The 10,325-nt window shown below is 73.1% G+C and carries 9 protein-coding genes; 5 read left to right on the top strand and 4 right to left on the bottom strand.

Translation table 11 applies throughout. The features are described from left to right. Positions 1-8: 8 nt before the first annotated feature. Positions 9-272, bottom strand: a complete 264-nt coding sequence (locus V9U70_RS16850; RefSeq protein ID WP_336676105.1) for a WhiB family transcriptional regulator — start codon at positions 270-272, stop codon at positions 9-11. Positions 273-1,038: 766 nt separating this feature from the next. Between V9U70_RS16850 and V9U70_RS16845 the strand changes: the two genes are divergently transcribed. From V9U70_RS16845 to V9U70_RS16835, 3 genes are read left to right on the top strand one after another with little or no spacing between them, the layout of a single operon-like run. Next, positions 1,039-1,578, top strand: a complete 540-nt coding sequence (locus V9U70_RS16845) for a cysteine dioxygenase (RefSeq protein ID WP_336676103.1) — start codon at positions 1,039-1,041, stop codon at positions 1,576-1,578. Positions 1,579-1,591: 13 nt separating this feature from the next. Beyond that, on the top strand, positions 1,592-2,548 hold the full coding sequence (gene cofD, locus V9U70_RS16840; RefSeq protein WP_336676100.1) for a 2-phospho-L-lactate transferase: 957 nt from the start codon (positions 1,592-1,594) through the stop codon (positions 2,546-2,548). Next, positions 2,545-3,867 (top strand): coenzyme F420-0:L-glutamate ligase, encoded by a 1,323-nt coding sequence (locus V9U70_RS16835; protein ID WP_336676098.1) that lies wholly within the window; start codon positions 2,545-2,547, stop codon positions 3,865-3,867. The genes cofD and V9U70_RS16835 overlap by 4 nt, the downstream gene beginning before the upstream one ends. 18 nt (positions 3,868-3,885) lie before the next feature. Here the strand turns inward: V9U70_RS16835 and V9U70_RS16830 are convergent, their stop codons facing one another. The 3 genes from V9U70_RS16830 to V9U70_RS16820 all read right to left on the bottom strand — a co-directional run bounded on the left by V9U70_RS16830 (position 3,886) and on the right by V9U70_RS16820 (position 7,815). Next, positions 3,886-4,896, bottom strand: coding sequence for a DNA-3-methyladenine glycosylase family protein (locus tag V9U70_RS16830; protein ID WP_336676097.1), 1,011 nt, complete (start codon positions 4,894-4,896; stop codon positions 3,886-3,888). Between the two features lie 176 nt (positions 4,897-5,072). Beyond that, positions 5,073-6,164, bottom strand: a complete 1,092-nt coding sequence (manB, locus tag V9U70_RS16825) for a mannose-1-phosphate guanylyltransferase (RefSeq protein WP_336676094.1) — start codon at positions 6,162-6,164, stop codon at positions 5,073-5,075. A 79-nt stretch (positions 6,165-6,243) separates the two neighbouring features. Beyond that, on the bottom strand, positions 6,244-7,815 hold the full coding sequence (locus tag V9U70_RS16820; RefSeq protein ID WP_336676093.1) for an N-acetylmuramoyl-L-alanine amidase: 1,572 nt from the start codon (positions 7,813-7,815) through the stop codon (positions 6,244-6,246). Between the two features lie 137 nt (positions 7,816-7,952). Between V9U70_RS16820 and V9U70_RS16815 the strand changes: the two genes are divergently transcribed. Together V9U70_RS16815 and V9U70_RS16810 are read left to right on the top strand one after the other, a co-directional pair. Further along, the gene (locus V9U70_RS16815; RefSeq protein WP_336676092.1) at positions 7,953-8,705 is read left to right on the top strand and encodes a TIGR03089 family protein; all 753 of its coding nucleotides are present in this window, start codon (positions 7,953-7,955) and stop codon (positions 8,703-8,705) included. Positions 8,706-8,879: 174 nt separating this feature from the next. Next, on the top strand, positions 8,880-10,313 hold the full coding sequence (locus V9U70_RS16810) for an LCP family protein (protein ID WP_336676090.1): 1,434 nt from the start codon (positions 8,880-8,882) through the stop codon (positions 10,311-10,313). The last annotated feature ends 12 nt before the right edge of the window (positions 10,314-10,325 follow it).

Raw genomic sequence — 10,325 nt, 5'->3', positions numbered from 1 at the left:
GCCGGGTCCTACATGGCGGCCTTCTTGAGGCGCCGCCGCTCTCGCTCCGAGAGTCCGCCCCAGATGCCGAAGCGTTCGTCCTTGGCCAGGGCGTACTCCAGGCACTCCGAGCGCACCTCGCAGGCGAGGCAGACCTTCTTGGCCTCGCGGGTGGACCCGCCCTTCTCGGGAAAAAAGGACTCGGGATCGGTCTGGGCGCACAGTGCGCGCTCCTGCCAGCCGAGTTCCTCGTCCGCGTCCTCGACCAGCAGTTGCTGGAACAGCTCGGTCATGTGCGCCCCTCGTCTGTCTCTTGCGTCCCGTGATGCGGCCGCTACTGGTCACGGCCGAACGACACGAGTGAAATTACAAGTGTGTATCTCCGAGCCAGTCAAGCGAGGATCTGCTATTGGCCGGGGGATTCACTCTGCGGAACCAAGCGTATACAGAAAGTGTTCAAATCGCCAAAAACCTGACATATGCCACGGGCTCCACCCTCTCGCACCTCCACCGGTCAAGATGAACGAAGATCCCCTCGTGTTGCGATTCGATCACCTAAGCGACCGAGATCACAGTCAGGTCACGAGATCTCCACCAGGTTTGACCATGGGGCCTCTGCGCCACATGACCGGTCATCCGGGTGCACAAACCTTTCTCTGCGCCTGTCACTCAGAAGGAGCGAAAGATTGTCCACATATCGGGCATCGGGTTGACATCGGGCGGCCGAGCCGGTCTCCTGAGCTCCATGTCAGCGACCTCAGCGATGCACGTCACCCACGTTCGTGGGTTCCGCAGTGCTGTCCAGGCCCGCTGTCGCTGTTCCAGCTGTCACAGCTGTTGAAGCCCCAGGGCTCCAGCTCCTCTCCCGCCTTCGGGACCGGGTGACCCCGGTCCGGCCCGCCCGGTCGAGCGCCTCCGCTTCTTCCGCGCCGCCGCACGGCTCCCCGCGATCCCCCAGCGCCGCCCCGCGGCTCTTCCCGCAGCTCCTGTGCCGAGCCGTGGGACGTTCACCGCGACTCCCCCCGCACGTGACTCCCCTGCCGAGGACCCACCGCAGCCATGAACAGCGACAGCGACCTCCAGATCGCCGGCGACCTCCTCGAGGTCCAGCACCTCCTGCGACCCGCCCGCGAACACCCCTCCACCCTCGCCGAGTTCGTCGGCCTCGCGCGCTCCATCGCGGCCGACCGGGCGCAGTGGGCCGGACTCGTCCGGTACGACTCCGTCTCCCGCTGGTACCACCGCCTGCGGGTCGGCCCCGCGGCCCTCGGGCCCGACCCGGCGGGGCAGGCTCCGCCCGGCTACGAGGTGTGGCTTCTCAGCTGGGTGCCCGGCCAGGGCAGCGGGCGCCACGGCCACGGCCGCTCCTCCGGTGTGCTGACGGTCCTCGAAGGCGAGTTGACCGAACACACCGAGCGCGGGAGCCGGACCCTCGGCGCGGGCGCGCAGCGCGCGTTCGCTCCGGGCTATGTCCACGAAGTGGTCAACGACGCGCTCGAACCCGCGGTGAGTCTGCACATCTACTACCCGGGTCTGACCGAGATGCCGATGCAGGCGTCGCGATGCGCCCCGACGGCCGTGGACGCCGTGTCCGCCTGACAAACTGCTGTGCATGCGCATTGTTGTTCTGGCCGGTGGTATCGGCGGTGCCCGCTTCCTGCGCGGCCTCAAGGAGGCCGCGCCCGACGCGGACGTCACGGTGATCGGCAACACGGGTGATGACATCCATCTGTTCGGGCTGAAGGTCTGCCCCGACCTCGACACCGTGATGTACACCCTCGGCGGTGGCATCGACGAGGAGCAGGGCTGGGGGCGGGCCGACGAGACCTTCCGGGTCAAGGAGGAACTCACGGCGTACGGCGTGGGCCCCGGGTGGTTCGGGCTCGGTGACCGCGACTTCGCGACCCACATCGTCCGTACGCAGATGCTGGGCGCGGGCTACCCGCTGAGCGCGGTCACCGAAGCGCTCTGCGCCCGCTGGGAGCCGGGGGTGCGCCTGCTGCCGATGTCCGACGACCGCGTCGAGACGCACGTCGCCGTCGGGCTGGACGGCGAGAGCAGGGCGATCCACTTCCAGGAGTACTGGGTGAAGCTGCGCGCCTCCGTCGCGGCCCGGGCGATCGTCCCGGTCGGCGCGGAGCAGGCCACGCCCGCGCCGGGGGTGCTGGAGGCCATCGGCTCCGCCGACGTCATTCTCTTCCCGCCGTCGAACCCGGTGGTGTCCATCGGCACGATCCTCGCGGTCCCGGGAATCCGCGAGGCCATCGCCGAAGCCGGGGTGCCGGTCGTCGGGCTCTCCCCCATCGTCGGGGACGCGCCCGTGCGCGGCATGGCCGACAAGGTGCTCGCCGCGGTGGGCGTCGAGTCGACGGCCGCGGCGGTCGCCCGGCACTACGGTTCCGGGCTGCTGGACGGCTGGCTGGTGGACACGGTGGACGCCGGCTCGGTCGACGAGGTCGAGACGGCCGGAATCCGCTGCCGGGCGGTGCCTCTGATGATGACCGACGTCCAGGCGACGGCGGAGATGGCCCGTCAGGCGTTGGCGCTCGCCGAGGAGGTCCAGGCATGAGCGCCGACGGGGACGGCACGCCCTCCTTCCGGGTCTGGGCGCTGGGCGGGATGCCCGAGGTCCGGGCCGGGGACGACCTCGCCGAGCTGATCGCCGCAACGGAGCCCGGACTGGTCGACGGCGACGTCCTGCTCGTCACCTCGAAGATCGTCTCCAAGGCGGAGGGCCGGACCGTCGAGGCGGCGGACCGCGAGGCGGCGATCGACGCCGAGACCGTGCGGGTGGTCGCGCGGCGCGGAGCACTGCGGATCGTGGAGAACCGGCAGGGGCTGGTCATGGCCGCGGCCGGCGTCGACGCCTCGAACACGCCCGCGGGGACCGTGCTGCTGCTGCCAGAGGACCCCGACGCCTCGGCGCGCGCGATCCGCGACGGACTGCGGGACGCGCTCGGCGTGGAGATCGGCGTCGTCGTCACGGACACCTCCGGCCGGCCCTGGCGCAGCGGGCTGACCGACGTGGCCATCGGCGCGGCCGGGGTGCGGGTGCTGGACGACCTTCGCGGCGGGACGGACGCGTACGGCAATCCGCTCAGCGCCACGGTCGTGGCCACGGCGGACGAGCTGGCCGCGGCCGGGGACCTGGTCAAGGGCAAGGCGTCCGGGCTGCCGGTCGCCGTGGTGCGGGGGCTGCCGCACGTGGTGGCGCCCGTGGCCCAGGACACTCCCGGAGCGCGGGCGCTGGTGCGGGGCGCGGCCGACGACATGTTCCGCCTCGGTACGTCGGAGGCGGTCCGGGAGGCGATGACGCTGCGGCGCACGGTGCGCGAGTTCACCGGGGAACCGGTGGACCCGGGGGCGGTCCGGCGGGCGGTCGCGGCCGCCGTCACCGCTCCCGCTCCGCACCACACGACGCCGTGGCGCTTCGTGCTGCTGGAGTCGGCAGGGTCGCGGACGAGGCTGCTGGACGCGATGCGGGACGCCTGGATCGCGGATCTGCGGCGCGACGGGAAGAGCGAGGAGTCCATCGCCAAGCGGGTGCGGCGGGGCGACGTGCTGCGCAACGCCCCGTATCTGGTGGTGCCGTGCCTGGTGATGGACGGCTCCCACACCTACGGCGACGAGCGCCGCGACAGCGCCGAGCGCGAGATGTTCGTGGTCGCCGCGGGGGCCGGTGTGCAGAACTTCCTGGTGGCGCTGGCGGGTGAGCGGCTGGGGTCGGCGTGGGTGTCCTCGACGATGTTCTGCCGGTCCGTGGTGCGGGAGGTGCTGGAGCTGCCGGAGTCCTGGGACCCGCTGGGGGCGGTGGCCGTGGGGCATGCGGCCGGGGAGCCGCGGGAGCGGCCCGCGCGGGATGCGGAGGCGTTCCTCACGGTGCGGTGAGGCGTCCGGGGCCGTCCGCTACAGCGGCGCTATGTCGCGCGGGGCCATTCTCGGCGCGCGGCGCGCCGGGACGCGGCCCGAGAGCAGGATCAGCCGGGTCGCCCGGTGGCGCTGCCCCGCGTACGGGGCGAGCAGCGTCAGCATCTCCGTGTCGTCCGCGTCGCGGTGGTCCGCGAGGGCGTGCCCGACGATGCCCGGCAGGTGGAAGTCGCCGACCGTGACCGCGTCCGCCGCGCCGTTCGAGCGCTGAAGGGTCTCGGCCGACGTCCAGGGGCCGATCCCGGGGATCAGTTCCAGGCGGGCCAGGGCTTCGGGGAGGTCCATCGTCGCGGCCTCCTCCAGCCGGGGGGCCGCCCGTACCGCGCGCAGGATCGTCGCCGAGCGCTTGGCGTCGACGTTCGCCCGGTGCCACTCCCAGGACGGGATCATCGCCCAGGTGCGCGGGTCCGGCATGACGTGGAGGCCCAGGTCCGCGGTGGGGCCGGGCGCGGGGGCGCCGAAGCGGCGGACCAGGAGGCGCCAGGCGCGGTAGGCCTCGTCCGTGGTGACCTTCTGTTCCAGGACCGAGGGGATCAGCGATTCCAGCACCAGGCCCGTGCGCAGCAGCCGCAGCCCCGGGCGGCGGTGCCGGGCGACGGCGAGCAGCCGGTGGCGCGGGACGAACGCGTCCGGGTCGTCGTCGGCCCCCAGCAGGGCGGGGAGCCGGGACAGGAGCCAGTCGGCGCCCGGTCCCCAGGCCACCGCCTCGATCCGGTCGCCGCGTGCGGCGAGGCGCAGGGTGCCCGGCCCCTCGGGCGTGCGGCTGGCCCGCCAGAACGTGCCGTCGGCGGCCGTCCGGTACGTGGGGTCGGCCGGGCCGCGGCGCAGCGGGCCGAGCACCAGACGGAGGTCCAGCGGGCCGGGCGGGGTCCACTCCCGGGACAGCGGCGTGCTGGCGCGGGGTCCCCTGCTCGCGCCGCCGGGCAGGGCCGGGCCGGCCTGCTGCGGGAGCGCCGCTCGCGCGGTGCGGGGGGCGAATCGTCCTGCCACGGGTGGTGCCTCGGTCGTCTGTGGGGCAAAAAGGGGGCTCACCAGAGAGTACGGGGCCCCATCGCCGGACGCGGACCCGTGCGGGCGCCCGGCGCCACCCCGGGGAGAGGGGCGCTCCGCACGGGAGGGGCTCAGCGGCGCCGTCCGAGTACGGAAAGGCCCTGCCGGTCCGTGGCCTACTGATCCGAGGAGAAGCGGACCGAAGCGTCGGGGAGGGTCGCGTCGCACCAGATCCTGACCCCGTCGCGCAGCTCGTTGTCCGCGCCCACCCGCGCCCCGTCGCCGATCACCGCGCCCTCCAGCACCGTGCGGCTGCCGACCCTGGCGCCTGCGCCGACGAGGGAGTTCCTGACGACCGCGCCCGGTTCGACGACCGCGCCCGCCAGGACCGTCGAGCCGTCTATCCGCGCGCCCGCGCCGATCACCGCGTCGGCGCCGATCACCGTGCCGCCGGTGAGTTTGGCGTCGCGGGCCACCGAGGCGGTCGGCAGGACCAGGCGGTCGCCGCAGCGGCCGGGGACGGCAGGGGACGGGGCCCGGCCGAGGACGAGGTCGGCGGAACCGCGGACGAAGGCCTGCGGGGTGCCGAGGTCCAGCCAGTACGTGGAGTCGACCATGCCCTGGAGGTGCGCGCCCGAGGCGAGCAGTCCGGGGAAGGTCTCGCGTTCGACCGAGACCGGGCGGCCCTCGGGGATCGTGTCGATGACCGAGCGCCGGAAGATGTAGGCCCCCGCGTTGATCTGGTCGGTGACGATCTCCTCCGGCGACTGCGGCTTCTCCAGGAAGGCGGTGACCCGGCCCGTCCCGTCGGTCGGCACGAGGCCGAAGGCGCGCGGGTCCTCGACCCGGGTCAGATGCAGCGACACATCGGCCCCGGAGACGGTGTGCGAGCTGACCAGGGCCCGGATGTCGAGCCCGGTCAGGATGTCGCCGTTGAAGATCAGGACCGGTTCCTCCGGCCCGGAGGACAGCTTCGGCGCGACGTTGCGGATGGCCCCGCCGGTGCCGAGCGGCTCCTGCTCGGTGACGTACTCGATGTGCAGTCCGAGCGAGGAACCGTCGCCGAAGTACGGCTCGAACACCTCGGCCAGGTAGGACGTGGCGAGCACGATGTGCTCCACCCCGGCCGCCCTGGCCCGCGCCAGCTGGTGGGTGAGGAAGGGGACGCCCGCCGCCGGGACCATCGGCTTCGGGGTGTGCACCGTGAGCGGGCGCAGCCGGGTGCCTTTGCCACCGACCAGGAGAATTGCTTCTTTTGCCTCTGTCACAGCACTGTCTCTGCTTCCTGGTGGGGCCTGGCCTCGTATCGGCTGGCCAGTCTAAGCAGACCGGGCGGGAAGGCCCCGGTCAGCGGCCCTGCAGTTTGGCGGCGGTGGTCCGGGCCGTGCCGAGCTTCTTGTAGAGACGCGACCCGGGGCATTCGGTTGCGAAGCCGTCCCGGTGCCCGGAGATCACATTGAGTTTGACCTTTTTGCCCTTCTTGTGCTTGTTGCTGCCTCCGGAGACGAGGGTCACCTTGCCCTTGGGGTTGGCCCCGAACAGCCCGAGCTTCCAGGCCGTGAGCTTGGCGACGGCGTTCACCGCGGCGGTGGGCGGGTTGGACGAGGAGTAGGTGCCGAGCACCGCGATCCCCATCGAGTTGCTGTTGAACCCCAGGGTGTGGGCCCCCAGGACGGCTCGTTTCACGCCTCCGGCCCGGCCCTCGTAGATGTTCCCGCACTTGTCGACGGCGAAGTTGTACCCGATGTCACGCCAGCCGTTGCTCTTGACGTGGTAGCGGTAGATGCTGCGGAGCATCGCGGGGGCCTGCTTGCAGGTGTAGTTGTTGCCGGTCGCACTGTGGTGCACGAAGGCCGCCTTGACGGTCTTGGTGTACGCGAAGGTGCGCTCGCGGAGCCTCTCGTCCGCGCCCCAGCCCTTGCGCGTGACGATGCCGGGCCGCGGGCCGATGTACGGCTTCGCCGCGGCCGCCGTGAACAGCGTCTCCCGCTGCTCCGCCTCCGCTTGGCCCAGGGCGGGGATGACGGTCGCGCCGAACGGTGCGAGGCCGGCGTTGACGGCCGAGGAGGTGGCCGCCTGCGCGGTGAGGAGCTCCGGCCCGAGCGCGGTCGCCGGCGGGGTGTCGGCGAACCTGACGGAGGCAGCGGCCCCGTCGCCGGTCGCGGCCCGCGCGGGGTCCGGCTCCGGGTCCTCGCCGGGATGGACGAGCTCCAGGCGCAGTCCGTCGGGGAGCGGTGCGGCGGCGGTCCCGTCCTGCGGGTCGGCGGCCCCGGGGCGTACGCGGACCTCCACTCCGTCGGAGTCGCCGACCCAGAGCGGGGCCGTCGCCCCGCGCACGCCGCCGGACTCGCGCTCGGCGCTGCCGAGGTCGGCGCTGTGCTCGGCGTTGTGGGTCTCGACGTCCTGCCAGTCCGACCAGCCCGCGCCCCCGGTCGCCCGGGTGCGGACCTGGACGGTTCCGTGCAGTTCGGCGTCGGGGTCGTCCCAGACCACGCCCACCAGGGAGAAGCGGCGGGCGTCGCGCGGGGGCAGGCCTTGGGCCACCGCGCCGGCGGCACGGTTCGACGGTGCGGCGAGGGGCTCCAGGGGGAGGGACTGCGTCGAACCCGCGGGCTCCGCGGCCGACTCGGCGGCCCGGGGCCCCTCCGGGCGGGGCCCCTCGTCGCGGGGATCGGCGTCGGGGGCGTTGGCGGTGGCGTCGGGAGGCGCGGCTGCGTCCACCGCGGCTTCGGGCGGGACCGGCGAGGGGTCCGCGTCCGCAAGGCGGGTGGGGTCCGCGGCTGCGGGCTGGAGGATGAGGGACGGCGGCCGGGCCGGGGCGGAGTGCGAGGCCGGGGCGGATACGGCGGGTGCGGCGAGCGGCAGGGTGAGTGCCGCCGCGCAGGTGACGCCGACTGAGGTGACAAGGAGTGCACGCATACAGATGATCCTGTACGTATGCACCCATATCCGGCTACCCGGACAGGGCACCCAAGGTGACGCCCCGTCGCCCGAACCGGTGTACGTGACACCCGTTCAGCCCGCCCCGCACGGCGGGCGCGCGTAGGCTTGCGCGGATGAACCCCAGCGACCGCACCCCCGCCGACCTGCTGCGATCCGCCCTCGCCTCGGACCCGGCCCGCCCCCTGGTCACCTTCTACGACGACGCCACCGGAGAACGCGTCGAACTGTCGGTGGCCACCTTCGCCAATTGGGTGGCCAAGACCGCCAATCTGCTCCAGGGCGACCTGGCCGCGGAGCCCGGCGACCGGCTCGCCCTCCTGCTCCCCGCGCACTGGCAGTCCGCGGTCTGGCTGCTCGCCTGCTCCTCGGTCGGCGTCGTCGCCGACGTCCAGGGCGATCCGGCCGCCGCCGACCTCGTCGTGACCGGCCCGGACACCCTGGAGCGGGCGCGGGCCTGCCGGGGCGAACGGGTCGCGCTCGCCCTGCGCCCCCTGGGGGGCCGCTTCCCGCAGCCGCCCGAGGGGTTCGCGGACTACGCGGTGGAGGTGCCGAGCCAGGGCGACCGCTTCGCCCCCTTCGCTCCGGTGGACGCCGACGCGGCAGCGCTGACCGTGGACGGGCTCCGGCTGACGGGCGCACAGCTCGTCGCCAGGGCCCGTGAGGACGCCGCCGCCCTCGGGCTCGCGCCCGGCTCCCGGCTGCTGACCGGACGGACGTACGACAGCTGGGACGGGCTGAGCGCCGGACTCTTCGCGCCCCTGGCGGCCGGGGCGTCCGTGGTGCTCTGCCGCCACCTCGGGCAGCTCGACGCGGACGGCCTGGCCAAGCGCGTCGAGAGCGAACGCGTGACCGACACGGCGGTATGACAAGCGCCTGACGTGCACTCGTCCGGCCCACAGCGGGCCGAGTCCCCGGCGCCACGCGCCGGAGCGGGTAGATGATCGGCGGTACAGACCGCCTCCTGACAGTGCACAACCAAGCGTGAGGTTCAGCCGTCTACTCCTGCGACCGGCGGCCCATCGCGCCGCCGAACGTGAAGGATGGACGCAGACGTGACCGACAGTGCCGGCCCGCCGGACGACTCGGACCGCCCGGCCGGGGACACGCCGCCGAGCAGGTCGCAGGAGGAGCACGGGGCTAAGGCCCGCCCCGCTCCCGATGCCTCCCCCACCGGACCGTCGCAGCACGGCCCCCCGCAGGACGAAGCACCCGCCGGCGACTGCGCGGGCAGCCCCGGGGGCGACGACGGCAGCCCCGGCGGCGACACCGGCCACGGCGGCAGCGGCGCTGCGAGTGGCGCGGCGCGGGCCTGGGCCGACCGCCCCGAGGGCGGCGGTGGGCGGCGCGGCCCCTGGCTGCGCTGGGCCGCCCTCGCGGCCTCGTTCCTCGTGCTCGTCTCGGCGGGCGCGGGCTGGTGGCTCTACAAGAAGCTCGACGCCAACATCACCACCGACACCGGTGCCGCCGCCGTGCTCAAGGCCTACGAGGAGGAACGGCCGGCCCCGGTCGTCATGGACGCACAGAACATCCTGCTCATCGGGTCCGACAGCCGGGCCGGGGACAACAGCGAGTACGGGCGGGACGACGGCGGCAGCCAGCGGTCGGACACCACGATCCTGCTGCACCTCGCCGCGGACCGGAGGAGCGCGACCGCGGTCTCCCTCCCCCGCGACCTGATGGTGGAGATCCCCGGGTGCCGCACCGCGGACGGCGAGGAGACCCGGGAGCGGCTGGCTCAGTTCAACTCGGCGTTCGAGGCCGGCGGCACGGCCTGCACCGTCCGCACCGTGGAGCGGATGACCGGCATCCGCGTCGATCACCACATGGTCGTCGACTTCAACGGCTTCAAGGACATGGTCGACGCCGTGGACGGGGTGGAGATCTGCCTCGCGGAGCCGATCGACGACGAGGACGCCCACCTGGAGCTGCCGGCCGGGCGGCAGAAGCTGAACGGCGAGGAGGCCCTCGGCTACGTACGGGCGCGAAAGTCCCTCGGCGACGGCAGCGACACCGAACGGATGGAGCGCCAGCAGCAGTTCCTCGGCGCCCTGGTCAACAAGATGCAGAGCAACGGGGTCCTGCTCAACCCCACCCGGCTCTATCCGGTGCTGGACGCGGCGACCAAGTCGCTGACCACGGACCCCGGGCTGGACTCGCTGCGTGATCTGTACGACCTGGTGCGCGGGATGCGCAACGTCCCGACCGACCAGGTGCGGTTCCTGACCGTCCCCCGGCAGCCGTACCGCCACAACCGGAACCGGGACGAACTCGTCGAACCGGACGCGAGCAAGCTGTTCGAGCAACTCCGCGAGGACCGGCCCGTCACCGTGGTCCCGGCCGACGAGCTCAAGGACGCGGAGGGCGAACGGGAAAGGAACGAGGACGGAAAACCGGATGACGCCGGGTCCGAAAGCCCGACGCCCGCCCCTACCTATTCGGGGTCGAGCGCGGCCGACGACCTGTGCAAGCAGTAAAGCAATTACCAA

This window comes from Streptomyces pratensis (assembly GCF_037137275.1).
GTDB classification, from domain to species: domain Bacteria; phylum Actinomycetota; class Actinomycetes; order Streptomycetales; family Streptomycetaceae; genus Streptomyces; species Streptomyces pratensis_B.
This window is presented reverse-complemented; position numbering and strand designations above follow the sequence as displayed.